At 44.2% G+C, this 24,482-nt stretch carries 24 protein-coding genes; 7 read left to right on the top strand and 17 right to left on the bottom strand.

The annotated features are described in order from the left end of the window. Nucleotides 1-117: 117 nt before the first annotated feature. Complete coding sequence (locus tag NH399_RS15560; RefSeq protein ID WP_253041665.1) at nt 118-1,845, top strand: alpha/beta hydrolase; 1,728 nt, start codon at nt 118-120, stop codon at nt 1,843-1,845. Nucleotides 1,846-2,127: 282 nt separating this feature from the next. Here NH399_RS15560 and NH399_RS15555 read toward each other — a convergent pair whose 3' ends face one another. The 7 genes from NH399_RS15555 to NH399_RS15525 all read right to left on the bottom strand — a co-directional run bounded on the left by NH399_RS15555 (nt 2,128) and on the right by NH399_RS15525 (nt 8,664). Further along, entirely contained in the window at nt 2,128-2,535 is a 408-nt protein-coding gene (locus NH399_RS15555; RefSeq protein ID WP_253041663.1) for a type II toxin-antitoxin system HigA family antitoxin, read from the bottom strand. Nucleotides 2,536-2,568: 33 nt separating this feature from the next. Beyond that, complete coding sequence (locus NH399_RS15550; RefSeq protein WP_253041661.1) at nt 2,569-2,832, bottom strand: type II toxin-antitoxin system HigB family toxin; 264 nt, start codon at nt 2,830-2,832, stop codon at nt 2,569-2,571. Nucleotides 2,833-3,001: 169 nt separating this feature from the next. Continuing rightward, complete coding sequence (locus NH399_RS15545; protein ID WP_256489589.1) at nt 3,002-3,820, bottom strand: Dam family site-specific DNA-(adenine-N6)-methyltransferase; 819 nt, start codon at nt 3,818-3,820, stop codon at nt 3,002-3,004. A 212-nt stretch (nt 3,821-4,032) separates the two neighbouring features. Beyond that, a complete protein-coding gene (locus NH399_RS15540) occupies nt 4,033-6,891 on the bottom strand; it encodes a pitrilysin family protein (protein ID WP_253041657.1) in 2,859 nt (952 codons plus the stop codon). Nucleotides 6,892-7,149: 258 nt separating this feature from the next. Further along, nucleotides 7,150-7,998 carry a putative metalloprotease CJM1_0395 family protein gene (locus NH399_RS15535; RefSeq protein WP_253041655.1) on the bottom strand — a complete coding sequence of 283 codons (849 nt, stop codon included), beginning with the start codon at nt 7,996-7,998 and terminating at the stop codon, nt 7,150-7,152. Nucleotides 7,999-8,000: 2 nt separating this feature from the next. Next, a complete protein-coding gene (locus NH399_RS15530) occupies nt 8,001-8,231 on the bottom strand; it encodes a hypothetical protein (RefSeq protein WP_253041653.1) in 231 nt (76 codons plus the stop codon). A 58-nt stretch (nt 8,232-8,289) separates the two neighbouring features. Beyond that, the gene (locus NH399_RS15525; RefSeq protein WP_253041651.1) at nt 8,290-8,664 is read right to left on the bottom strand and encodes a diacylglycerol kinase; all 375 of its coding nucleotides are present in this window, start codon (nt 8,662-8,664) and stop codon (nt 8,290-8,292) included. 217 nt (nt 8,665-8,881) lie between these two features. Between NH399_RS15525 and NH399_RS15520 the strand changes: the two genes are divergently transcribed. Together NH399_RS15520 and NH399_RS15515 are read left to right on the top strand one after the other, a co-directional pair. Next, nucleotides 8,882-9,382 (top strand): phosphatase PAP2 family protein, encoded by a 501-nt coding sequence (locus NH399_RS15520; RefSeq protein WP_253041649.1) that lies wholly within the window; start codon nt 8,882-8,884, stop codon nt 9,380-9,382. A 44-nt stretch (nt 9,383-9,426) separates the two neighbouring features. Next, a complete protein-coding gene (locus tag NH399_RS15515; RefSeq protein WP_253041647.1) occupies nt 9,427-10,503 on the top strand; it encodes an MJ1255/VC2487 family glycosyltransferase in 1,077 nt (358 codons plus the stop codon). A 13-nt stretch (nt 10,504-10,516) separates the two neighbouring features. Here NH399_RS15515 and NH399_RS15510 read toward each other — a convergent pair whose 3' ends face one another. After that, a complete protein-coding gene (locus NH399_RS15510; protein ID WP_253041645.1) occupies nt 10,517-11,947 on the bottom strand; it encodes an ATP-binding protein in 1,431 nt (476 codons plus the stop codon). Then, nucleotides 11,934-12,629, bottom strand: coding sequence for a response regulator transcription factor (locus tag NH399_RS15505; RefSeq protein WP_253041643.1), 696 nt, complete (start codon nt 12,627-12,629; stop codon nt 11,934-11,936). The genes NH399_RS15510 and NH399_RS15505 overlap by 14 nt, the downstream gene beginning before the upstream one ends. 517 nt (nt 12,630-13,146) lie before the next feature. Here NH399_RS15505 and NH399_RS15500 point away from each other — a divergent pair. Further along, nucleotides 13,147-13,596, top strand: coding sequence for a Spy/CpxP family protein refolding chaperone (locus NH399_RS15500; RefSeq protein WP_253041641.1), 450 nt, complete (start codon nt 13,147-13,149; stop codon nt 13,594-13,596). Nucleotides 13,597-13,636: 40 nt separating this feature from the next. Here NH399_RS15500 and NH399_RS15495 read toward each other — a convergent pair whose 3' ends face one another. From NH399_RS15495 to bioB, 8 genes are all read right to left on the bottom strand, one after another. Continuing rightward, entirely contained in the window at nt 13,637-13,993 is a 357-nt protein-coding gene (locus NH399_RS15495) for a hypothetical protein (protein ID WP_253041639.1), read from the bottom strand. Nucleotides 13,994-14,016: 23 nt separating this feature from the next. Beyond that, nucleotides 14,017-14,709: an aspartate/glutamate racemase family protein gene (locus tag NH399_RS15490; RefSeq protein ID WP_253041637.1), complete on the bottom strand. Its 693-nt coding sequence runs from the start codon at nt 14,707-14,709 to the stop codon at nt 14,017-14,019. Next, nucleotides 14,706-15,230, bottom strand: a complete 525-nt coding sequence (locus NH399_RS15485; protein ID WP_253041635.1) for a hypothetical protein — start codon at nt 15,228-15,230, stop codon at nt 14,706-14,708. The genes NH399_RS15490 and NH399_RS15485 overlap by 4 nt, the downstream gene beginning before the upstream one ends. Before the next feature lie 233 nt (nt 15,231-15,463). Further along, nucleotides 15,464-16,135 carry a dethiobiotin synthase gene (gene bioD / locus NH399_RS15480; RefSeq protein WP_253041633.1) on the bottom strand — a complete coding sequence of 224 codons (672 nt, stop codon included), beginning with the start codon at nt 16,133-16,135 and terminating at the stop codon, nt 15,464-15,466. Between the two features lie 43 nt (nt 16,136-16,178). After that, nucleotides 16,179-17,015: a malonyl-ACP O-methyltransferase BioC gene (bioC, locus tag NH399_RS15475; protein ID WP_253041631.1), complete on the bottom strand. Its 837-nt coding sequence runs from the start codon at nt 17,013-17,015 to the stop codon at nt 16,179-16,181. Further along, nucleotides 17,015-17,803, bottom strand: a complete 789-nt coding sequence (gene bioH, locus NH399_RS15470) for a pimeloyl-ACP methyl ester esterase BioH (protein WP_253041630.1) — start codon at nt 17,801-17,803, stop codon at nt 17,015-17,017. The genes bioC and bioH overlap by 1 nt, the downstream gene beginning before the upstream one ends. A gap of 78 nt (nt 17,804-17,881) precedes the next feature. Further along, nucleotides 17,882-19,072: an 8-amino-7-oxononanoate synthase gene (bioF, locus tag NH399_RS15465; protein ID WP_253041629.1), complete on the bottom strand. Its 1,191-nt coding sequence runs from the start codon at nt 19,070-19,072 to the stop codon at nt 17,882-17,884. Between the two features lie 50 nt (nt 19,073-19,122). Further along, nucleotides 19,123-20,184: a biotin synthase BioB gene (bioB, locus tag NH399_RS15460; RefSeq protein ID WP_253041628.1), complete on the bottom strand. Its 1,062-nt coding sequence runs from the start codon at nt 20,182-20,184 to the stop codon at nt 19,123-19,125. Between the two features lie 177 nt (nt 20,185-20,361). Here bioB and NH399_RS15455 point away from each other — a divergent pair, with 177 nt between their 5' ends. The 3 genes from NH399_RS15455 (at nt 20,362) to NH399_RS15445 (ending at nt 24,452) form a co-directional block, all read left to right on the top strand. Further along, nucleotides 20,362-22,257: a response regulator gene (locus NH399_RS15455; RefSeq protein ID WP_253041627.1), complete on the top strand. Its 1,896-nt coding sequence runs from the start codon at nt 20,362-20,364 to the stop codon at nt 22,255-22,257. Beyond that, a complete protein-coding gene (locus NH399_RS15450; protein ID WP_253041625.1) occupies nt 22,254-22,997 on the top strand; it encodes a ComF family protein in 744 nt (247 codons plus the stop codon). The genes NH399_RS15455 and NH399_RS15450 overlap by 4 nt, the downstream gene beginning before the upstream one ends. A gap of 126 nt (nt 22,998-23,123) precedes the next feature. Further along, nucleotides 23,124-24,452, top strand: coding sequence for an MATE family efflux transporter (locus NH399_RS15445; RefSeq protein ID WP_253041623.1), 1,329 nt, complete (start codon nt 23,124-23,126; stop codon nt 24,450-24,452). Nucleotides 24,453-24,482: the final 30 nt, after the last annotated feature.

The following is a 24,482-nucleotide window of genomic DNA, read 5'->3' as shown; positions in this document are numbered from 1 at the left end:
TAGATAAATCCCTAAAAATTGCTTGCAAGTTTATTATTTATCGACAAAATGACGTAAAAGTGACACTTTCGCAATGCAACATGTAAGTAAAACAAGCGACTTCATTCTGGAGAGAAGATGATGGATAACCTGAACAATCAGCAAGAGTTCACCGATTTTATATCCAACCTCGGGAATCAGATGATTAAAGCAGGAGAAATAATTCAGCAAAATGCGAATCGCATGTGGTTTGATATGCAGCGCCAGACGCTTATGATGACAGAGCTAAACGAAGCCATGTCAGCACTCAGTAGCCACCCAGAGCTTCTGCAACGATATCAGCAGCGCATCACCGAAGGCTTTACAGGTCAATTGCCTGTGACAGTCCCCAAAAAGGATCGACGCTTTAAAGATGAACAATGGCAGCAGGCAGGTTTTGCTGAACTAAGCCAAATGTATCTAAATTACTGTGATGCAACCACAGAGCTTATTGAGGCATTACCCGGTTTTGATGAAGCCAAAAAAGAGCGCGTACTCTTCTTTTTGCGCCAGTGGCTATCGGCCATCTCTCCTAGCAACTTCTTGATGACCAATCCTGTGGCCATAGCAGAAACCCAAAAAACTGGCGGCGCCAACTTACTTCAAGGCATGACGAATTACCTCGAAGATCTTGAGCGAGGGCAAGGACTGCATAATATCCGCATGACCGACCTCAATGCCTTTAAGCCAGGAGAAAACTTGGCAATCACAGAAGGCAAGGTCGTCTACCAGAATGACTTGATTCAGCTGATTCAATACAGTCCAAAGATCGATAAAGTAAGTGAGCGACCACTACTTATCGTGCCACCTTGGATCAATAAATACTATATTCTTGATCTCCAGCCCAAGAACTCTCTGGTTGACTGGGCAGTAAAGCAAGGTCAAACCGTATTTATGATTTCATGGGTGAACCCCGACCAGAGTCACAAAAACAAAGATTTCGCTCATTACGTTCAAGAAGGTGTCATCGAAGCTATCAATGCTGTGTGCGAGACAACAGGTGCCAAAAAAGTGAATACACTGGGCTATTGCCTCGGCGGAACCCTGCTCGGAACCACTTTGGCTTATATGAAAGCCATCAAGGACAACCGAGTCACCTCGGCCACCTTCTTTACAACACTGCTGGACTTTACTCACCCAGGTGAGCTGGGTTGCTTTTTATCAGAAGAACAACTGGAAATCCTACGCCAGCAAATGGATGTAGAAGGTGTATTAGATGGTCGAGCTTTAGCCCTTTCTTATAACATGTTGAGAGAAAACGACCTCCACTGGGCCTACCATGTAAACAATTATCTCCTGGGCAAAGAACCTCCAGCGTTCGATCTGCTTTACTGGAACTCTGATGCCACCAATTTGCCAGCGGCGATGCATCACTTTTACTTGAAGAATATGTACCTGGAAAACAAGTTAAAAGAACCTGCAGGAATCGAGATCAATGGTGTCGCGATTGATTTAAGCAAGATCGACATTCCTTGTTATTTCCTTTCTGCACAAAAAGATCACATCGCTCTGTGGGAAAGCACTTATCTAGGGGCTCGCCTGATTAAAGGCGATGTCACTTTTGTATTGGCTGGCTCAGGACACGTAGCCGGAGTTATCAACCCAGCAGACAGCGGAAAATACAGCTACTTCCATAATACAGAACTCAAGGATAGCAGCGATGAATGGCTAGCAAGTGCGGAGCAACAAGAAGGCTCTTGGTGGCCAAACTGGATGGAGTGGCTACAAGGAAATGGCGGCAGAACTATCAATGCCAAAGATCCAAGCAAAGGGAAATTACCAGCGCTAGAAGATGCACCAGGCAGCTACGTTCTAAAAACTTTGTAAATTTATTATCACATGTCACTCGCTTATCACCTTCATGTACACATTGAGGGTGGTAAGCAGCTACGACCTATTTTGTCGCGTACAACCAATAACTTTTATAGATAGTTTAGACGTAAGAAAGCCTTAATAAGCAGCGTAAAATGTTGCTTATTAATGCAGAGTAATCATTTAAGAAAAGCGCTAAGAAACGGCGGCCATCCGTTTAATTAAATACCAGACACTGGAATTAAATTAAACGGATAAACCAGAGTACAACAAGAAAAAGTGTTCCTTATTTAATGATCAAGGTTCCAAAAACGTGTTTGGGCTGATACCAAATCGCTTGGATAAAGCTCTGATATGTCGAACAGTAAGAGAACGCTTACCATTTAAAATTTCAGAAACCACACCTTGGCTGCCCACCTCTTTCAAATCAGATTGTTTGATTTTGTGGACTTTCATTAAATATCTGAGAGCCGAGATTCCACCACCTGTAGCGTTCATGATGTTTTGCTCTTCGTACTGCTTAATCGCTTGAGCCATCACTTGTATCAAACTGTTCAGAGGGCTATCAGGGTTACCATTTGCAAGAGTCAGTGCCTCTTCCATATGCTCTAATAACGTCTCGTATTCCTGTTCAACACTTGGACATTGAATCATAGGGGCTACAGCACCCCAGTGGTCTATAGCTGTTTGCAGTTGTTCGTTCATTGCGTTCATTCCTCTATCTCCTCAAAAATTTGTTTACATTACACCGGGTCGAATGTCTTTAACCATTGCTACTTGTGAACCAAAATGTATCGTTGCTTTCAACAACAATGTCGTTCCGGGCACAAGAAACCAATAATCGTTTCCTGTATTTCGCAATTCAGAAAACGTTCGACGTAATGCTATATCCGAGGAAAAATCGGAATAAGACATTATGCGAAACCAGCCGTCCAAAGCCACTGCGGAAGCGGGGAATTTCTCCTTCGCCTCAGCAAGCCGATTCGTTGCTACGACTTTCACTGTTTTTCTCCCTTAGCATCATCTCATAGAGAGAAGATGCGATAGTTGTCAGGTTTATTATATGACACAGAATCACAAATATGGAGAGCAGTTAGGAACAAATTGTTATAAATGTGACCCATTTTGATATAAGGAATTGAGAACTACTTGCATTTGGAAGTAAAACGTATTACCGAAATACTGCAAGAACTTCCTGAGCTTGGTCACGCTGCTTGCCGTTACAGCTAATAAAACGACGCACAGGGAAAGAGGATATGTCGGCACTCTGGTAAATATCACGCGTAAACGCATTTTCATGATTAGACACCACCACGCATACACCACGTGCGGCTAGCCGCTCCGCTCGATGCGCCAGGCGCTCTTGATCATGCAACGAAAATCCATGCTTTGCATAACTTGTAAAGTAGGCCGTCGGAGACAGCGGCACATAAGGAGGATCGCAATAAACAACATTGCCACGCCTTGCACGCTTTAACACATCTTCGAAGTCAGCACTAACAAACGTGGCTTTCTTGGACTTCTTCCAAAAATACAGCATTTCGTTTTCTGGAAAATAAGGCCGCTTATATTTGCCAAAAGGAACGTTAAAGCCACCATCCAGGTTGTAGCGACATAAGCCATTATATCCGTGGCGATTAAAGTACAGAAACAAAGCCGCCTTTCTGGCGCTGGCTTCTATTTCATTAAATTCTTCTCTCAACTCATAGTATTTGCGCGCCTTATTATATTTAGGCTGAAATAACTCCTTTGAATATTCAACGAAGGAGCGTCCCTCTTTTTTTAGCGTTTTATAGAGGTGAATGAGGTCCGGATTAATATCAGCGAGCAAATAGCGCTCGTAATCCGTATTAAGGAACACAGAGCCAGACCCCAGAAAGGGTTCGATAAGCTTTTTTCCAGCAGGAAGCTCAGCACAAATTCGGTCGAGCAACCGAAATTTACCGCCGGCCCACTTAAGAAATGGTCTGCTATATTGCCCTGAACGCAATGATTAATTACTCTGAAATTTAAGTATAAGAATTGGCTGCAACTATACGGGAAATTGGCAGAAAATGCAGTAACAGATACGTTTTAAATGAATGAACAGTCAAGCAACACAAGTATTAGTGCTTGCTAAAGATGAAACTAGAAGCAACAAAGATCAAAAAACAACCAAAAGAGTCAAAATAGAAGCCCCTTGCTAGCAAGGGGCTAACAGAATTAATCGTTAGATAGCATCTCTACTTTATAACCCAGAGCTTCAAACTGAGGCTTTAAAGTTTTTGCATCACCAACCACCAATTTCACCATAGAGTTCACGTCCAGATGTTTTTTGGCCAGCTGATTGATCTCATCTTTCGATATATTCTTGATGATACCTGATTGCTCATCGACAAAACCTTGCCCTAATTCGAAGTCAAGGATGTTAGATAAGAATCCAAGCTTTTTAGAAGGCGTTTCGTACTTCAAAGCATCACGCTGACCAATCGCTCGACGCATAAAGTCCAGCTCTTCATCAGCAATACCTTTGTCATGATAGTTTTTAATTTCGTTCATGATTTCAACAAAAGCTTTGTCAGTTACGTCCGCTCTCACACTGGATGTTGCCGTATAACCACCATCCAACTTGTCGCCCCAAAAGTAAGAACGAGCACCGTACGTATAGCCTTTGTCTTCACGAAGATTCAAGTTAATACGGCTGTTAAATGCTCCGCCTAGAACGAAGTTCATCAAGCCGGACTTAAAGAACTCGCCAGTAAAGTCACGAGGGATATTGCGCTTACCGATGCGAATCACTGACTGTGCGGCTTCATCTTTATTGACCATGTAAATAGTTTTGGGGTCAAAAGAGCGCTTAGCAAAAGTAACGTCTGTAGCTTCTGATTTACCTTTCCAGGAATTAAGAACAGCCAATGCTTTGTTCATTTTGTCTTCAGGTAAGTCGGTCACAACCACCATCTTTGCCCCCGCAGGCTTAAAGAATTTGCTGTAGAAGCCCTTAACATCTGCCACAGATAATCCACCAACCGACTTCAAGGTACCGGAGGTAGGAATGCCCGCAATGGTATTGCCATAAAGTACAGACAACCAGGCATTGCTAGCCAGAGCGCTGGGATCTTTTTTCTGATTTTCGATGCCTTGCTCGACTTGCTTTTTCAAGCGATTAAAATCAGCTTCTGTAAAAGCAGGCTGAGTAATTTTCTCTTCTAACAAAGCGAGTGTTTTATCTAAGTTCTTTGTTAAGGAATTAACATAAATGTTGACGCTGTCATCATCTGCAGAAAAAGAAATAGAACTGCCCAGCTTTTGCAGTTCAAGGCTCATAGCTTCTGAGCTACGTGAACGGGTTGATTCATTCATCAATGAAGCCATTAACTCGGCAACACCAGCCTTATCAATCGTCTCATTATAATGACCCCCTTTCACACTAACATATAGTGAAGTCGTCGGTGTTTCGTCATTCTTCGCACCTAATACTTCAATACCATTAGCTGTTGTAGACTTCCAGAACTCAGGTAATTTAACGAGCGGATTAGCACCGGCTTCTGGCTGTTTGCTACGATCAAAATTATCAACGGCAACGCGCTTCTTCAATTCAGATTCTTTAACAGGCTGATACTCAAACTCTCGTGTTGCTGGTGTAAAAGTATCTTTATGAGCAATGGTAGCCAGCGCCCCTTTAGGTACAATACTCATGATAACGGCGTGCTTGCCTTTTAGGTATTGCTCGTAGACACGCATCACATCTTCGCGTGTTACTGAGTTATAGCGCTCAATGTCTTTTTGTATGTAATTAGGATTACCAGTAAAAGTTTCGTAAGCCGCTAACTGGCTTACTTTTCCGGCAACAGATTGAAGTCCTAAAATAGTATTGGCTTCGAATGTCGCTTTTGCTTTCGCCAGATCATCATCCGTCACACCGCGCTGCTCAAATTCTTTTAAAGAAGCACGAATCGTAGCTTCAATGTCTGCCAGCGTTTTGCCCGAAGCAGGATGAGGAAGAGCATACATAACAAAATTACAGGCCAGTTCCTGACAGCCATGGCTGACACTGGATTGCACAGCAATACTACTCTTTACCAGATTCTTATAGAGTAATGAGGTTCTGCCACGACCAATGATTTCGCCCAACAAATCCAAAGCCGCTTCGTCTTCATGGCGAGCATAAACCGTAGGATATGACATCAATACCAGCGGAAGATGCACATTGTCTTCCATTGAAATATAACGATCAGCGTTTAACTTAATAGGGGTCGGCTCAATATCAACGACCTCAGGTCCACGAGGAATGGAGCCAAAGTATTTTTTCGCCAACGTCAGTACTTGCAAAGTATCAACATCACCACCAACAGTTAGTACGGCGTTATTAGGCCCATACCAACGCAAGAAGAAACGTTTTAAGTCATTAACATCCACCCGGTTAAGATCTTCCATATAACCGATAACAGGCCATGAGTAAGGATGCCCAACGGGATACATTGCCTCAGATACACGCTCAAACAATCGACCATAAGGGCGATTATCAACGCGTTGACCGCGCTCATTCTTTACGGTTTCACGTTGAACCTCAAACTTCTTTTGAGTCACCGCATCTAACAAAAAGCCCATTCGATCAGCTTCTAACCACAGCATCTTTTCTAGCTGATTAGCAGGCACGGTTTGGTAATAGTTGGTTCGATCACTATTGGTTGTACCATTTAGAGTGCCGCCTGACTCAGACACAATTTTAAAATGTTCTTCATCAGCCACATGCTCAGAGCCCTGGAACATCATGTGCTCAAAAAAGTGAGCAAATCCTGACTTACCTAGTTCTTCACGTGCAGAACCAACATGATAAGTGACATCGATATGAGCCAAGGGATCAGAGTGATCTTCATGGATCACGATGGTCAGTCCATTATCCATTCGATATTTCTCATAAGGAATGACAATCTCGCCTTCAACCTGAGAAACTCGCTCGATGAATTGGATCCCTTCGGGGAGTGCTCGCTTCTCGGATTTTTGAGTAGCGACATTAGGAGATTGGCAGGCAGCCAGTATTAATGACGCGCCAACTCCAAGTATTTGCCAATGTTTCAATGTAGGCTCCTTACCCATGTCTTTCTAACAAAGTAATAACCACACACTCATCACGACTCCCTTGCGGGCTTACACAATAGGTGACCAGCATGCTCTAAAGGGGTTAATTCTATTACAAAAGAGTAGCTGAAATGATAAGGAGGGCCTGTTTGAAGCCATGAAAATGTTAACAAATATTAAAAAACAGAGGGATTTGTGGGGTATTGGTAATTTTAACGATTTTGCGACATAACCTGGCAGGTTTGGTAGTAACCGGAATTAAGCCCGCAAGCTCACTTGGTCGCCTGCTGCTGTAGCGTTCAGCACGCCTAGAGAGCGCAATCGAGATTCAAAACGTTGTCGGCTGTCTGTAGCTACCGTCTCTTCGTCACTGGCTAATGGCTCGCGTTCTGTTCGTAGCGAACCTCTTGTACTATCGGCTTCACCGCTCAACTCATCTGCTGCCAGCTCTGCTCTGGCTTCAGCAATACCCGCAGCCGCGCGCGAAGCCACTCGCTGATCTTGTGCAGAAGGATCCGCAGGAGCCAGTGCTGCTCGTCGAACTTGTTGCAGCTTTCTGATGGTCGCTTCTGGGTCGTTAGGAACTTCTGAAACATCAATAGAGACCTCACCCGCAACGGCATAACGAGCTCCATCGGGGCCAGTTTTAAAGACAAATGAGGGAGAGCCTGCCAATTGTCCACCAACACGAGCATGAGCAGCTTCGTGCTCTCTAACGGCACGATCAATCTGTTCAAGCTCTCGAATTTCGGCCGCTTCCTGTCGCTCTGTACGCTCCTGAAAGAATTCGCCAGTGGATGACGCTTCTTCTTCGACGCCTGTGTTACGGTTATCTGACGCAGCACTATTAGCGCCCGCTTCATCACGGTCACTGTCTGACTGCTGTTGACTCTGCTCTTCTGAGCCTTCGTCTTCTATCTGACCTTCTTGGTCAAAGATTTGAGTATCAGCGGAATCTTGATTATTTGACTGACGTAACCCCTGACTTTCGGTGCCAGGTCGAGACTCTGGAATTCTTTCCTGCCGCTCAGCATCCTTACGCACGGCTTCCGTTGGCGGATTAACCGTAGTAATAGGAAGAGCTGTCGTAGCAGGATTAACAACCATCGTCAGGCCTTGATATCAATAATACTACCGAGAACCTTCTGTTCAGTTTCAATAACGCGTGCGTTGGCCAAAGCATCTCGCTCTGCCACCTGAAGCTCAACCAATGGTTCGACTAAACTTTGTGTTCCCTGTTTTTCGACATTAGCAGACGCGATTTCTTGCGCAGCAGTTCCAGCACGTTGAACGGCATTCTGAAAACCACCTAAAGCTGTTGATAACCCGTCAATTTGCATAGTTCACCTCAAAGAACACTACTATCCAATCTCGTTATCGGCCAAATCAAGTAAAGGTTTAGCCAAAAAAGCGATTTTTAATGACTATTATCCAGATTATTCCCATTAACACCAAACTGACCAGTACGAGCGCCGAGCCAATGTCTTTCGCTCGCCCCGAAAGTTCGTGCTTTTCTGCACCGACTCGATCAACGACCGCTTCAATGGCAGAGTTAATCAGCTCAGCCATCAGCACCCAGAAAACGCTGGCAATCAATAGGATCAACTCTATATGTCCTTGGGCCAACCAAAAGGCCGCAGGGATCAAAACCGCTGCCATCAATACTTCTTGACGAAAAGCCGCCTCATTCTTCCATGCAGCTTTAAACCCCTTCATAGAATAAAAAAATGCATCAATAATACGTGCTATACCTGTTTTTCCCGGCTTGGCCATATCCATCCTCAAATTTCTTTAACAGTACTTGCTGCTCGACATTAATGACATTTTAAATCAATAACCAAACAACTTATAACCGATCATTCTAAAAACACCGACTGTCACCAAACGTTCAAAAAGCGTTCACTTGACTGACATGCCTGGATACCAAAGTGTGATTAATGAAGCAAAGTGAGCGCGAATTATGAACACTTTTCTCCAAAGAATCCACTTAATGGACACCCATGCTTTTTTGTGGGTAACCAATAAGCAAGGATGTCATTACAGACGACTGGTCCGTTTTATTTCTCGTACAGGCGATGGCCCTTTATACGCTGTTATAGGCTTAACACTTTGTTTGTTAGAACCGATATACGGAACCACTTTTTTTCTGACCGCGTTACTTGCCTATGGCATTGAAGTCAGCCTTTATCTGATATTGAAAAACGCCATTAAACGAGACCGACCTTGCGATCGGTTAACGGACTATCAAGCCTGGATAAAACCTTCGGATCAATTCAGTTTTCCTTCCGGTCATACCGCTGCAGGATTTGTATTCGCTGTAATGGTTTACCACTTTTATCCGGCCTACAGCCTTAGCGTTTTCATCTGGGCAGGCCTGATCGGTTTATCTCGAATCATTCAAGGTGTTCATTATCCTGGTGATATCGCAGCAGGCGCCCTACTCGGCATTTTCGCCGCTAGTAGCGCACTGTATTTAGTTACAACTTTTTAACGGGTCCTTTTTTAATTGATCTTTATAAAACGAACAAAAAAACTATGAAAATACTATATGGCGTACAAGCCACGGGTAATGGTCACATTACCCGTGCACGAGTAATGTGTGAAGCTCTAAACAAAGCAGGAATAGAAGTTGACTGGATGTTTTCGGGACGAGAGCTGGATCAATATTTTGATATGGAATGTTTTGGAGATTTCCAACGCTTTAAAGGACTTACATTCGCCATCGAGAAAGGACAAATCAGCTATATAAAAACGGCTTGCAAAAATAACTTGTGGCAATTTTACAAAGACGTTAATGCGCTTGATCTTTCTGGCTATGACTTGGTGATCAATGACTTCGAACCTATCTCGGCCTGGGCGGCAAAAAAACAGAAAAAATTCTCAATCGGTGTTTCTCATCAAAATGCCTTTCGCTTTCAGATCCCCAAAAAAGATAACAACCTGATTACCGATCTCGTGATGAAATACTTTGCCCCTGTTTCGCTTCCCATTGGAATACACTGGGATCACTTTAATGGTGATATTCTACCTCCACTGGTTGAAGCGCCGCATAGAGAGAGTGTTGTCAACAATAAAGAGTATCTGGTCTACTATCCCTTTGATGATCTCAATACTTTAATCAGCCTGTTAAAGCCTTTTAATGACTATGAGTTTTATATCTATCACGGTGTCAAAGAAGCCGTTGATTATCATCATATTCACGTGAGACCTTTTTCGAGAGAAGGATTTCAACATCATCTACATGCTTGTGAGGGGATTATTACAGGAGCAGGATTTGAATTACCGAGCGAAGCCATACAGCTCGGAAAAAAACTGCTTATTCAGCCGTTAAAAGGACAGATGGAACAACAATCCAATGGATTAGCACTTCAGCAACTTAACATGGCGACGGTTGTCAGCCAATTTACTCATGACAGTGTCGCTCAATGGCTCACCGAGCCACGACCTGCAATGGTTAATTTTCCGAATGTCGCAGATGCGCTAACCCAATGGCTACAACAAGAAAACTGGGATAGCCTACAAAGTTTAAAGGAAGCCCTTTGGGCACAAGTCACTCCACTTTACCATCAAGAAGAAGCGACTTTGCCAGAACTACAAACTCAAACATCATAAAGACACAGGTGGATTAGTGTTTCTTAATGGGCACTTCAATAGTCACACACAAGCCCCCTGTACTTCTATTACTAGCGCTGAGAGATCCTTGATGGGCATCAATCGCTCGAGAAGCAATCGCGAGCCCTAGCCCTGCTCCACTGTCACCATCTCGGCGAGCCCGCGCAGAATCGACTCGATAGAAGGGTTTAAAGATATTTTGTAATTCGGCCTCAGCCACTCCAGGCCCTTCATCCTCGATAGTGATCTGTAAAGTCTCTTTATGTAAAGACGAAGTCAGCATGATGGAACCGCCATCTGGAGAATAGCGTAGTGCATTACGCAAAATGTTTTCTATAGCACTACGCAACAAAGTGAAGTAACCGCTAAACTGAATCTGACTTTCCAGTTGAGCCCTTAAGGAAATCTCACGTGCTTTCGCTTCGAAGGCAACATCCTGTATAACATCGTCTAACAATGAATTTAGCTCAAAGAGCTGTTCAGCTTCATACACTTGCCCACGCTCTAAAGCAGAAATATGCAATAACTGGCTGATCATATCATTTAACCGATGGCACTCCATTTCGATACGCTCAACATCTTCTTTTAATTCTTCACCAGCTTTTTGCTCAATAAGTCCGGCAGCTACTTGTAGGCGAGCCAGAGGTGAGCGCAACTCGTGAGAAACATCACTCACGAGTTGCTTTTGCGAAGCCATCACTTTACTGATGGTGTCATACATTGAATCAAAGTCACAGGCCAACTCATAGAACTCATCTCGTCGTCGTCCCATTTTATCGACGGCAGAGACAGACTCACCGTTAGCCATCTGTCGAGCAACCTGCTGTAAACGGCGAATGGGACCAACAATACTTAAAGCCATCAAAAAGCTTAATAAGCAACTAACAAGAATCGCGGCAGAAAACTGCAAAGGCTTAATCGTCGAGAGATAACGAAAAAAAACTTTGGTTCTAAAACGCCCTAGATGTCGCGAAAGATATAAATAATACCTTTCGTCATCGATAACGATTCTTTTAGGCCCAGAGATCAATAGATCTCCATGCAATACCGACAGCATGCCTTGTTGCTTTCGTTTTAAATGCAATGCGCTTAATGACTCAGGGACCGGATGCCCCGCTCGCTCGATGCCTTCTTCATCAAGAATGTAATGAGGAATAAAGCGTCTTTTCTCGGCAAGCTTTTCTTCTGTGCGCATGCGAAATACATCAACAGGGCCGTGCAAAGCATGCAGTAGACGTTGCTTTCGTCTTGTCTTTACATCCGATTCCAGCACCCTTTTCATTTTAGACAAGACTCTCTGAGTACCAGGGTCAACATCATGGAAGGTAATAGATTCTTTAAACTGTACCCAGATAAACAAAGAGACAAAAAACAAGAAGAGTATCGAGCCCCAAAACCAGAGAAACAACTTCCAAAAAATGGATATCTTGTTAAATGGCCACATATTGATAGCCTACACCTCGAATGGTTTTGATACGTTCTTCTCCTGTGGTTCCGGCTCCTAACTTCTTGCGTAAATGACTAATGTGCATATCGATACTGCGATCAAATGCGGCCAACTTACGTCCCAAGCACTCTTCACTGATAGACTCTCGTTTGACCAGCTCTCCCGCATTATCAGCCAACAACAGCAAGATTTGAAATTCGGTTGCGGTCAACTCAATCACCTCATCATTCACACTGACAATCCGCTTGCCAACTTCAATGGTCAAGTCAAGCAATGTCAAATCCTTGCTTTCTTCGGCATCTAATTGAGGAGGCATAGCTTCTGCACGTCGAATAATGCTACGAATTCGAGCAACAAGTTCACGAGGATTGCAGGGCTTAGCAAGGTAATCATCGGCTCCCATCTCCAAGCCCACGATCCGATCAATCTCTTCGCCTTTCGCCGTTAGCATCAGCACAGGCACAGACTTCTGACGACGAATATCTCGCAATACGTCAAACCCATTCATTGTCGGCAACATCACATCAAGAACAATCAAATCAAAGTCAGCACTTCGAATGCGCGCTGCGGCTTCTCCGCCATCATGAACACTGGTTACCTCGAACCCTTCTTGAGAAAGGTAGCTAGTCAGCAAACTGCAAAGCTCTTGATCATCATCAACGATAAGTAAACGATACATCCTGAAGTGTGCCCCTGTATTTCAACATAATTAATAACTATATACCCAAAGCATTTCAAAGTGCAGGTAGGCGGCCAGCAAGTGAATCCCCTGAACTTAGACACACTAAGTGACTGGGGTGAGTGCGCGCAGCCAACACCGCTGCACCTTGAAAGGCGACGGGTATACCCAAAGTACTTCAAAGTGCAGGTAGGCGGCCAGCAAGTGAATCCCCTGAACTTAGACACACTAAGTGACTGGGGTGAGTGCGCGCAGCCAACACCGCTGCACCTTGAAAGGCTACGAGTAATAATACTTACTTAATCTCGACACAAGTATGCCATGCTGTAAAGATTTCTGTAGTTATTTGCACCTCTTTACACAATCTTTACAAAGTCCCTACCCTTATTTGCACATTGTTCTCATAAACTATGTGTAACGGTTAAGCAATAACACTCTAACCTACAGAAATAGTTTGAGATACACCTATTTATGATTAAGTCTTGAATGGGTAATAATTGGGAAACAGGAGCATATAATGATGAAACTTAAATCCAAGTGGGTACTAGCAGGTTTATTTTCGATGATGGCAACCAGTGCTTTGGCAATGGGTGACTTCTCTCATAAACATGAGAAGCGTTTTGAGCGCATGGCTGAACACCTTGAACTAAGCGTTGATCAAAAGGAAGCGGTACGTACAATCATGGAAAATCGTAAGCCACAGATGAAAAGCTTACATAAAGATATTCGAGCTTTGCGCAAAGAAATTCGAGAAGTGATGCAAGCCGATGTTCTAGACGAGTCAAAACTGCGTCAACTGACTCAGGCTGTTGCCAATAAAAAAGCCGATGCTTTGATTATTAGAAAACAGTCAAGAGATGAAATAAAGCAGCATCTATCAGCCGAGCAGCAAACCAAAATGGCTCAGCTTAAAAAGAAGATGAAGCGTCGTCATCACGAAAGAATGCAGGAGCGCATGGGCTGGTAGCCAAAAACAATTGCAATACGACTCTATAATAGCCGTTCAATTAATTGATTGAACGGCCACTTTCTTCGTAAGCATCTTCATCAATAAATACTTCACCTTCAAACTCATAAGCTTTTAGTATCCCTTTTCCAATCGCTTCATTCACCTGAGCCTCTGTCATTTGATGCTGTTTCATAAAGCAGGCCATGGTAACAGGTTTACTAAGATAGCGAGATGCTCGCTTATAAGGATCAGAGTTGCTTTTTACCCAGAAGTAGACTCCAATGTTTGTCAGGAGCACCAAAACTATAATAGCACCCAACCAAAAACCACTCGCGCTTCCCTGACTCACCAGCGCCGACAAACGAACAATGACCAAAATAAAAATAATGTTGAGTGGCAAAAAAACAATATTCATGGTGTCAGGTTTCGGTAACCAATTTAGTCAGCAATCATCCAATCAACAACATAGTCAACATGAGCTTTTAACGAATCAATGAGTTTAACTGGTGTTAATGCTTGTTGTACCAGCAACCCGATTTCAGTACACCCAAGAACAACAGCACCTGCACCATTATCCTCAAGAGACTGGATCAATTGAAGATAAGTTTGCTGTGACGATGATTCAATTTTACCGTTGCATAACTCTTCATAGATGACCCGATGGATTTCTTTCCTGCCCGACTCATCAGGAACTAACATTTGAATATCCCGTTGCTCTAAAGCCTCGCGATAAAAAGGTTTCTCCATCGTATAAGCCGTCCCTATGACGCCTAATGTATTGGTTTGGAATCGTTTTGCTTCAATGGCAATAGCATCAGCAATATGCAAAATAGGGATATCAATTTGGTTCTGGATATCTTCGGCCATTAAGTGCATGGTATTGGCACAAATAACAATACCCTGAGCACCGGCTTTCTCTAAAGCTTGAGCGTTTTTTGTAAACTCTCGTGCAAGCATGTCCCACTGATCTTGCTGTTGCCGCTCGTGGTGCCACTGAAAGTCTACGCTACGCAGTAATAAATCAGCAGAATGCAACTTCCCCAGTTTTTGATTAACCTGCTCATTGAGCATTCGATAGTAATCTGCCGATGAATGCCAACTGGTCCCCCCCAGCAATCCTACGAGCTTCATAGTTTCTCTCCGTTAATTACTTTTTTAAGGCGTGAGAACTGCTCTTCAATAACACCATCAACAGGTTTTGCCCATGCCGTAAAGCCAGTTGGCATATAGCCACTCACTCGATAAGTCCAATTAATTCGAGTTCGTTTTTCTTCGGCTTTAAGTTGAATATTAAGTACGGCATAGGCCGCTTGATCTTGCAACGGTCCTAAGCCACCGCTGAAGGTTAATCGATTAGGAGCAGCATGATGAATAACATTTAAATGTCTCACCTTACCATTCGATAAGGTTTCACAAAAACAGGACTCTTTATCCAAATCAATGTATAGATTTTCAGCTTTACCAGCAAAAGAATGAGAGGGATTCCACCACTTATGAGCTTGTTGAGTCAGTACCGTCCAGCTTGCATCCTGGCTCGCATCAACCACGATATGTCCTGACAACTCAAATCCTTGATCAACAGCATGCTTAACTTCAGCATTTAACGCTGTTGCAGCAATCCCTAGTAATAAAAAAATGACTATATGACGCATATTCAACCCCAGCTATAAATTCCACGAATCGATTCAGCTACTCAACCCAACGTATTTCAAGGTGCAGGTAGGCGCAGCAAGCGAGTCCCCTGAGCTTAGCTTTACTAAGTGACTGGGGTGAGTGCGCGCAGCCAACACCACTGCAACTTGAAAGGCGACGGGTATATACCCAAAGTATTGCTACAGAGAGTATATATAAAGACACGCCTTAAATCATACAGGAGTCGTTTGAATTAAAGTAGAGGGGCTAATTGATCCGATGAGACTAAAGGAGACTCTTTGTCACGACTGTAACGAACTTCTGCAATAAGAGGCGCTGAAATCAATTGAGTCAGTGTCACTAGATTGTCAGCATAGGCACTCATGTCAGGATCAATTTCGTTAGCAACCCATCCTGCCAGTTTCATACCCCGCGCACGAATGGATTCAACGGTTAACAAAGCATGGTTAATGCAGCCAAGTCGCATCCCAACCACCAAGATAATATCGCAATCTAGTGCAGCAGGAATATCGGCAAAAGATTGGTTGTCGTTAAGAGGAACGAGCCATCCGCCAGCGCCTTCGACTAATGCAATATCCTCATCAAACGAATCCAGGCTAAGAGATTGCTCAATACTTTCAACAGTCACTTCAACCCCTGCATTAGCAGCCGCAATATGAGGAGCAATAGCGGGTTCAAAACAGAATGGATTGACCTGCTCATAAGCTAGTGCTTTGGAGGCAGAGACTTGCAATAACAATGCATCTTCATTGCAGAGTTGTTGATTAATAAACTCAGCTCCCGCAGCCACAGGTTTAAAGTTGGCGACAGATTGCTGACAAGCAGCCAGAGAACGGCTAAGTAAACAGGTCACATAGGTTTTGCCCACTTCAGTATCTGTACCTGTGACAAAATATCGTTTCACTTATAATCTCCAGTGATGTTTCGGCATAAATTAAGGTTGAATATTACTTCACTTCAATCGAGTAGGTATCTTGTTCCAAAGCAACAGGACGTCGCCACCCGTGACCGTATATGACTTCGTAGGTTGCAGGTAACACACCTTGCTCATTACGCAGTGCCTCATAGTGACTGACCATCGCCTGCCAATGAGATTTGCCCATCAGTCCTCGCTGACTGCCTTCATTCATATTGTGTGCCCCAATCCCTCGCAGATCTTTCATCAGTCCCGTGACCGTTTGATAGGTCAACTGGATCTCTTCCATATCAACAACAGGATCTTGCAGCTTTGCACTTAACATGGCATCACCAACATCGTGCATATCAATAAAATCATTAACATGCGTATAGCTGTCGACCTGCTGCCAGGCATGGCGTAATTCTTTAAGAGTGTCAGGCCCCAGAGTAGAAAACAAAACCAGTCCTTGTGGTTTTAGTACTCGATTTAATTCACGAAACGTGGCGGATAAATCAGGAACCCATTGAATCGCTAAGTTCGAAAATAACAAATCAATGGAGTTATCGGCGAAAGGCAACTCGTCGAGATCAGCACAAATATATTCACAACGAGAAAACAAGCCATTTTTCTTTTTTGCTTGCTCGATCATACCCTCGGCAATATCAACACCTGTCACTTGAGCTTTAGAGTATTGTTTCTTTAACTTCCGAGTAAACACGCCAGTACCACAACCTAAATCGGCGATACGTTGCGGTTTAATATTCATTAACGACAAGCGCTCAAACAATCGCTCACCCACTTCATTTTGCAAGAAGGCAAAGTTATCGTAATGTTTGGCCGCTTTAGAAAACGAAGCCGCTACTTTTTGTTTATCTACCGCCGTCATCAAGCAACATGCGCCTCTTGCTGTAAAAACTCAGTTAGGACTTCAATAAAAGATTCTTTGTGCGAAAGAAACGGCGCATGACTGGCTTTAGGAAAAATATATGAACGACTAGCAGGCGACAAGGCGTCAATCTGCTCAACCACTTTTACGGGTACCAAGCCATCGAGTTTTCCATACATTCTTAAAAAAGGGTGTTCAATACTTTTAAGTCGTTCACGCACATCCATTTCTTTTAACAGCTCAAGGCCTCCTCTTAAGGCTTTGCCTGCTGGGCGACCATGTAAAAACACCGTTTCTTTTAGTCGTTTGATATCTTCTTTGTGCGTTTCGCTGCCTAATGTTTGAATCCCTAAAAAGCGGATCAAAGTCATTTCGTAATCTTCTTCAAGCATCGCAATAAAGTTTTCCATAACAGACACTTTCATTGCGTAACTCCACTCGTCCTTCACCAAAAATGTAGGGTTACTGGCGACGGTTACCAACTTGTTAACACGTTCAGGAAAATCTAAAGCTAAGGTGGTTGCCAGCATCCCGCCCAGAGACCACCCAACGTAATGAGCCTGCTCGGGGGCTACCGATAAGATCTGCTCTTGCAACAGCGCAACCTGATAACTCGCATTCGGAACAGGGCTACGGCCAAACCCTGGCAAATCAATATTAGTGACTCGAAAGTGAGGCTCAAGATATTCGTAGAGATGCTCGAAGATGCCACCATGGATACCCCAACCGTGCAACAATACTAAATCAGGCCCCTGGCCAAACTGTTCAAAATAAGGTTTTAACGCCATTGTGTTTTTCTTTCCTCAAGTATCTCTTCAATATAAACGATTGACTCATCAAGTTAACGAACAGTAGTTCAATGAATATTAACTTAAACGCTGTGGAGCAAATCGCATTAGCGCATCTTTGATGGCCAACAGCAACTGCTCAATCTGCGATTGCGTATGGGCAGAATTAAGCGTAACACGTAAACGAGCACTGCCTTTGGGTACAGTAGGAGGACGAATAACACCCACCCAGAAACCACGCTCACGCAACCATTTTCCAATCTCAACGCAGGCATTATCATCATGGATTAACACCGGTTGAATAGCGGTATCCGATGGCATAATAGCGATACCCAACTCCTGCGCCATGGATTTAAACAGCGAGATTGATTGTTCCAGAGTTTGTCGTCGCTGGGGCTGCTCTCGACACAAACGAACATTGCGATAGCTGGCATAGGCCATCGCGGGCGACATGGCTGTTGTATAAATATAAGAACGACCAAATTGTGTTAAGGAATCAATCACCTCTTGGCTAGACGCGACAAAAGCACCAGCCGTGCCAAGTGCTTTGCCAAGGGTTCCCATCAATACGGTTACCTGCGAAGGCAACACCTGGTACTGTTCCAGTAACCCGGCACCATTGGCCCCGAGTACACCAATACCATGAGCATCATCAATCATCATAAGCGCTTGATGCTGCGTGGCAATATCTACCATTTTTGTGATTGGAGCAACATCACCATCCATGCTGAAGACACCATCACTGACAATCCATTTAAATCGAGCATCTCGTGCAGCTAACTGTTGCTGCAATGACTGCATATCGGCATGCCGATAACGAAGATTGCTCGCAGCCGCAGTCAAACCACTGTCGATTAAAGAAGCGTGATTAAGTTTGTCCTGCACTAATAAATCAGACTTATCAGTGAGAGTATTCAAGACCGCCAGGTTCGCCATATAACCCGAAGAAAACAACGCAACGGCCTCACGCCCTGTCCAATCCGCTAACTCTTGCGCTAGCAGTTCATGGGCTTCACTGTGGCCACAGATCAAATGTGAGGCGCCGCTGCCGACACCGTACTTGCGTGCGCCATCATTGAGCGCAGCTAAAGTGCAGGGGTCGCTGGCCAATGACAGATAATCGTTACTACTAAAATTAATCAGTTGTTTTCCTGCGCATATTACCTGTGCAGATTGATTGGATTCCAAAGTCGATACCTTGCGTTCCAAACCTGCTTGCTGTCGCTCAACTAAGCGCTTGCCAAGCCACTGACTAAACTCTGAATTCATATCAAGCTCATCGCTATCAGTAAAAGATGCGTATGTCTTTGCTGCTCGATTTATTGAGCAGCATTGTAGAAGCGAGCACCTTGTTGCTGAGCTTGCGCAGGCTCAATAGTTGGCACCTCAATATCTTCTTCGGTATGAGTACGGCTTTCAGGCTTGATTCCTAATTTATCAAACAACTCTCGATCGGTGTTTTCTTCGGGATTGGCCGTCGTCAGTAGCTTTTCACCATAAAAGATAGAATTAGCTCCGGCTAAGAAACAAAGAGCCTGAGTTTCGTCCGACATTTCTTCACGACCGGCAGACAGACGCACATAAGACTTAGGCATCATAATGCGAGCTGTCGCAATGGTACGAATAAACTCGATGGGATCCATCTTGGGCGTATCGGCTAATGGTGTGCCTTCGACTGCAACCAGCATATTAATTGGCACGCTTTGAGGATGCTCAGGAAGATTTGCCAGCTCTTTTAGTAAACCCAGACGGTCTTGATGCGTCTCTCCCATGCCAACGATACCGCCACTGCATACATTGATACCCGCATCACGAACATTTTGCAGCGTGTCGAGGCGATTATCGTAGGTACGAGTGGTAATAATTTGAGAGTAATACTCTTTTGAGGTGTCGAGATTATGGTTGTAATAATCGAGTCCGGCGTCTTTAAGCTCTTGTGCCTGATCAGCAGAAAGCATTCCTAAAGTCACACAGGTTTCCATGCCCATTTGCTTAACATTTTTGATCATCTCAAGCACAACGGGGAAGTCTTTCGCTCTCGGCGAACGCCAGGCGGCTCCCATACAAAAACGGGTAGCACCATTCTGTTTTGCCTGACGAGCGCTAGACAATACCTCTTCCAACGCCATCAACTGTTCTTTGCTAAGCCCGGTGTTGTAATGGCCGCTTTGCGGGCAATAGGCACAGTCTTCAGGACACGCCCCGGTTTTAATGCTTAACAAGGTCGAGGTTTGCACTTCATTTGGATTAAAATGCTGCCGATGGACGCTCTGGGCATAAAATAACAAGTCATTGAAAGGCATAGAAAAAATTTCATCTACTTGCGAGACGGTCCAGTCACTTCTCAGCGCTCCCAACGACAATGACTTATATTGCAACATGCCACATACCTTAATTTTTTATAATATCTGGGCATCATGGTATCGGCTAGGCTTACCATGTCAACGAATGCCATGAATAAAAGTTGACAAACGAACAAAAAACAGCCAGCCAATATCCCTATACTTTGCTCGTTTTCAACTACAATTACTCTTATCTCTCATTGTTCTTTTAGACTTATGAAGCTGCTTCTGGTAGAAGAAAACGAATCCACTATCAACTATGTACTTAACCTGCTATCGGATACAGATTATCAAGTCATTAATGCCCATTCGTTCGCCGAGGCCAGAGAGTTAATCCATCATAGCAATATCGATATTATTTGCAGCACCCATCAACTACCCGACGGCGATGCATTTGCTCTGTGCAAACACGTGCGTAAAGAAGAAGGACTACTCTTTACCCCTTTTATCCTGCACACCTCTGAAGCAAAAGAAGAAGTGATGAAGAAGGCCCATTTATTTGGGTTAACGGAGGTGTTTTTTAATTCCGAGCTGGAACAACTACTGGTTTACCTTAACCGCTTGCAACGCATTCACGCCAATATAGATGGTCGTGTCTTAGTGGTTGAAGATTCTCGTTCTCAACGTGACTTGCTCACTTATGCATTAACCGGAATTGGTCTGGAAGTCGAATGTGCGCCAGACGTAGAACAAGCCTGGCACCTATTTGTTGCTCAATCATTTAACTTGGTTATCACAGATATTTTGCTCGAAGGCTCCACCAGTGGGCTTGAGTTAGTCAGTCGCATCCGCAAGTCTCCCGAAGCCTATGGTGCAATACCTATCTTAGCGGTAACCGCTTTTGACGACACCGCGCGTCGTTGCGAACTCATTGCGCGAGGCATTGATGACTACCTAACCAAACCTTATGACATCGAAGAACTGCTGATCCATGTGCGCCAGCTTATCCAAAAAAATAAGATGTTCTCGGATCTAAAAGCTCAACAACAGATAGCTCAAAAAGCCAATGCTGAAAAAAGCAAGTTCGTTAGTAGCATCAGCCATGAATTGAGAACGCCGCTCAATTCAATACTAGGTTTTAGCAAATTGATTCAGGAAGAAGTCACTATTCCCAAAGATAAACAAAATCTACTAGGTGCGATAGAACAAGCTGGTCACCACCTACTAGAACTGACCGAACAATTATCTGATATCACACGGATTGAATCCGGCAATTTCGAACTTTATTTGGCAAAGTTCGATCTGGCTCCGTTGATCCATGAAGCCGTCAGTTATTTATCACCACAAATTAAAGAGAAAGAACAACGCCTGAGTATTCATATAGTACCTGAACATATTGAAGTCTTTTCTGATCAATTACGGTTAAAACAGATTCTTATTAATTTGATTTCCAACGCCGTTAAGTATTCACCCAATCATAGTTCTATCGACATTAAAGCAAGACGCACAGCTAGCAGTTTAAAAATCCAGGTTGAAGATGATGGGCCAGGAATAGAGAAAGAACATTTGGACACGCTATTTAAACCTTTCAATCGACTTGGCTTTGAACGTTCAGAAATTCCAGGCATTGGTCTTGGCTTGAGTCTTTGCAGTGCCTTGGCAGAACTCATGAACATCAACATCAGTGTGAAATCAGAAATTGGCCTGGGCAGTAAGTTTGTATTAAACCTACCGGAAGACAATCACCAAACTCAAATGCCTAAGCCCACAGTTTCCAAACAAAAACTGAATGGAACCGGCAACATTTTATACATCGAAGATAACCGTATTCATCACCTATTGCTTAAAAAATATGTTGAGCGAATCAAAAACTTTAATATTACGTCAGCCTACTCCGCAGAAGAAGGACTTGCGATGCTCGAAGAGTCTTCTCCTGATATTATTTTTCTTGATATTCACTTACCGAGCATGAATGGCTGGGAAGCAGCGAAACACATGAAAACCAACCAGCTAACGAGCAAGATCCCCATTGTCGCAATTTCTGGCTCCATGCTTGACGAGTCACAAAAGCCAGAAGATTTGTTTAACGACTTTTTGCTAAAACCTTTTGATGAGCAACAAATCAGCAATCTTCTGCATGCGCATTTTGATATGCCTAATTCTACTTCATGATGGTTAAGTCACAGTCGGTCAAACGGTTGCGCCAACAGCTCGTAGAATGGCGCACCTATCTGATGGGCAAACAGTGCGCACTGTGTCGACTGGCCATCAACAACGATATGCCCCCCACTTCACCGGTTTGTAGTAGCTGTGCTAATCACTTGCCCTATAGTCCTCATCTATGCCAAAGCTGCCCGACTCCTATCGCAGAATCTCAGCAATTCTGTGGGCAATGCCTGCGACAGCCATCCGTCATTGATCATTTGTTAATTCCCTTTGACTACCAACCGCCTCTAAGTCACTGGATACCCGCCTTAAAGTTTCACCGACAAACTTATCTTAGTCAGTGGTTAGCGCATGTCATCGCAAAAGCTGTTGAGCAAAAAGCATCGACTGAGAAGCCAGACCTAATAATTCCCGTCCCTTTGCATCCAAAGCGCCTACGTTGGCGCGGTTTTAATCAAGCCCAGCTGATTGCTCAAGGTGTTGCCAAACAACTGGCCCTTCCACTCAACACCAAGCTAGTAAAGAAAATTAGAGCCACCGCCGAACAAACCTCACTCAATGCCAACGAACGTAATCAAAATATGCGCAATGCATTTTATGTCTGTGCTCAACCGCCTGCGCGAATCGCCATTATTGACGATGTCATCACCACAGGCAGCACTGTTCGCGAACTAGCCAAACAGCTCAAAAAAGCAGGATGCAAGGAAGTCCATGTATGGGCTGCTGCACGTTCCGTTGCAAGATAAAATAAAATCTCGTTTTCTATCATTAGGCTCCAGAGAGCCTCGCACTATCTGAATTACCACCGATTAAGCTTGCTCTATTTTCAAGCCCATGTTACAAACCACGGAAATCACCAGAGTAGCCCTATCGTGCCCAAAAAAGACAGATACAAACAAATTCTAAGCCTGGCGCTGCCTATTCTCGGCGGTATGATGTCGCAAAATATACTGAATCTGGTCGACGCTGCCATGGTTGGCTATCTGGGCACCGCACAACTGGCAGCTGTTGGTATCGCCAGCTTTATTAATTTTGTTGCCGCAGCTCTATTTATGGGGATGTCAGCGGGTGTCCAAGCCATGGTAGCCCGCCGTATTGGCGAGGGTCGCCAAAAAGACGCGGCCAATCCACTTAACGGTGCTCTGGTTGCCATACTCGTCACGGCGATCCCACTATCTATCGTTTTGACGCTCTATGCCGAAAACATTATGGCCTGGCTCAACGACGATCCCGAAGTCATTCGTTACGGCTCTGAATATCTCGAAGTTCGCTTGATGGCGATTTTTGCGGTCGGTATGAACTTTTGCTATCGAGGTTACTGGAGTGCGATTAAGCTGACAGGCTTTTACATGCGCACCCTGCTCATCATGCATAGCCTCAATATCGTACTTAACTATCTACTGATTTACGGCAAATTCGGCTTCCCTGAGCTAGGGGTAGCAGGCGCAGGCTTAGGTACAGCACTATCAATGTTTGGTGGGACGCTGGTGTACACCTATCTGGCATTACGCCACACCAGAGATTTTGGCTTTGGTTTACATTTGCCACACAAAGAAACCCTGATCACGGTGGTTCGCATCTCCATCCCTTCATCCATCCAACAGCTATTTTTTGCCATGGGCTTTACCATACTCTTCTGGATTGTTGGTCAGGTTGGCACCGCTGAGCTTGCCGCAGCTAATGTTCTAACCAATATCACTCTGGTTGCCATTCTTCCGTGTATTGCATTTGGCATATCAGCAGCCACGCTCGTAGGTCAAGCACTCGGTCGAGGTGAGCCCGACGATGCCCATCAATGGGGCTGGGATACCACCGTCATTGCCATGATCACCGTGTTTATTATCGGACTTCCCATGATCATAGTGCCGGAGTTTTTGCTGGGACTATTTTTACACGAAGCTACCGCTATCAACATCGCCATACTCCCCTTACGCCTGGTGGGTATTGGCATTATGTTAGATGCTATTGGGCTGGTTCTAATGAACGCTTTACAAGGCGCAGGAGCCACCAAAGATACTATGAAAGTTTCTCTTATTATGCAGTGGTTACTGTTCTTGCCGTTGGCTTATACCATGGGTCCAATGCTCGGCTTTGGTTTAACTGCCATCTGGACTGTTCAATTTGTCTATCGCAGTATTCAGGCGGGAATTTTTGCCTGGTTGTGGAACCAGAAAAAGTGGACAGATATTAAGCTAGCATAAAACCAGAGCCTACTACCGCGAGCCGCTATT

This window comes from Pleionea sp. CnH1-48 (assembly GCF_024124665.1).
GTDB lineage: Bacteria > Pseudomonadota > Gammaproteobacteria > Enterobacterales > Kangiellaceae > JAMXSB01.
This window is presented reverse-complemented; position numbering and strand designations above follow the sequence as displayed.